We start from the raw sequence: 1279 nt of genomic DNA, 5'->3' as shown, positions 1-1279 counted from the left end.
GAACTCTCGTGGGGGAGTCGCACCGTCTCAACTTTCCGCCGTGGCGTCGCCAGGGAAGATCACCGTGCTCACCGGGCCCAACGGCTGCGGCAAGTCGACGGCAGTGCACGCGTTACTCGGGTTGATCGAACCGAGCAGTGGGCGTGTGACGGTTGCCGGCGTCGATGTTCGAGAGCTGGACGAGAACGCGTGGTGGAGTCAATTGGCTTGGCTGCCTCAGCATCCGGTCCTCCTGCCGGGCACTGTTCGCGAGAATCTCGATCTCACCGGGGTCGTTGATGCACAGGCGTTGAGTCGTGCCGCCGCTGCGACGGGATTCGAGGCCGTGCTGGCCGAGCTTCCTGCGGGTGTCGAGACAGTCATCGGTGCCGGCGGCACAGGTCTGTCGCTGGGGCAGCGTCAACGTCTGGCGCTGACACGCGTGCTCGCTTCCGACCGCGCTGTTCTCATCCTGGACGAGCCCACCGCTCACCTCGACTCCGATTCGGAAGGGACAGTGTTGGCTTCTCTGAGAGCACGGGCGGAGCGTGGTGACACCGTCGTCGTGATCGGCCACCGTCCGAGTGTGCTTGCCGCAGCTGACCAGATCGTCGAGGTTCGTGCCCATGAGAAGTGACACTCACGATCCGCTCCTGCGTGCCCTGCAACTACTGGAACTTCGACCACGACGCGTACTGACGGCGGTAGCCGCCGGTGTGGCAACACTCGGCAGTGCCCTCGCCTTGGCCGCGCTGTCCGCGTGGTTGATCACGCGTGCTTGGGAGATGCCTCCCGTTCTCGATCTCAGCGTTGCGGTGGTTGCCGTACGCGCGTTGGGAATCTCGCGTGGTGTCTTCCGCTACCTCGAGCGATTGACGACGCACGACGTCGCGTTGCGCGGCACCACCGCAGCGCGGTCGAGGATCTACCAGCAGTTGGCAGCGGGAGATCCCGCGGCCGCCGCCGGACTACGACGCGGTGACCTGCTCGCACGTACCGGCGCCGATGTGGACGCGCTGGGCGGCGTAGTCGTCAAAGCGCTGATCCCGATCGCTGTTTCGGTTGTCCTCGCGTTCGCTGCGGTGGGCATCTTGTTGTTCATCTCGGTTCCGGCTGCGCTCATTCTGGCTGTTGCGCTGGCGGTGTCCGGGATCGCGGCACCCTGGCTTTCGGCGCGTGCAGCTCGACTCGCCGAGGCCGACAGTTCAGCTGCCGCAGCGCGATTCAGTGAGTCCGCGGTGACCGCCCTCGACCATTCCGCCGAGCTCCGGGTATCGGGTCGCTTGGATCAGGCGGTGAG

General features: G+C 65.8%; 2 protein-coding genes. Both read left to right on the top strand.

What is annotated here, in order from left to right; translation table 11 throughout:
* On the top strand, positions 1-616 hold a 616-nt coding region (locus ABT116_RS47365), incomplete at its 5' end, for an ATP-binding cassette domain-containing protein (RefSeq protein WP_351647587.1).
* On the top strand, positions 606-1279 hold a 674-nt coding region (locus tag ABT116_RS47360; RefSeq protein WP_502984089.1), incomplete at its 3' end, for an ABC transporter domain-containing protein. The genes ABT116_RS47365 and ABT116_RS47360, both read left to right, overlap by 11 nt.

This window comes from Streptomyces sp. NPDC002130, from assembly GCF_040296465.1.
GTDB lineage: Bacteria > Actinomycetota > Actinomycetes > Streptomycetales > Streptomycetaceae > Streptomyces.
This window is presented reverse-complemented; position numbering and strand designations above follow the sequence as displayed.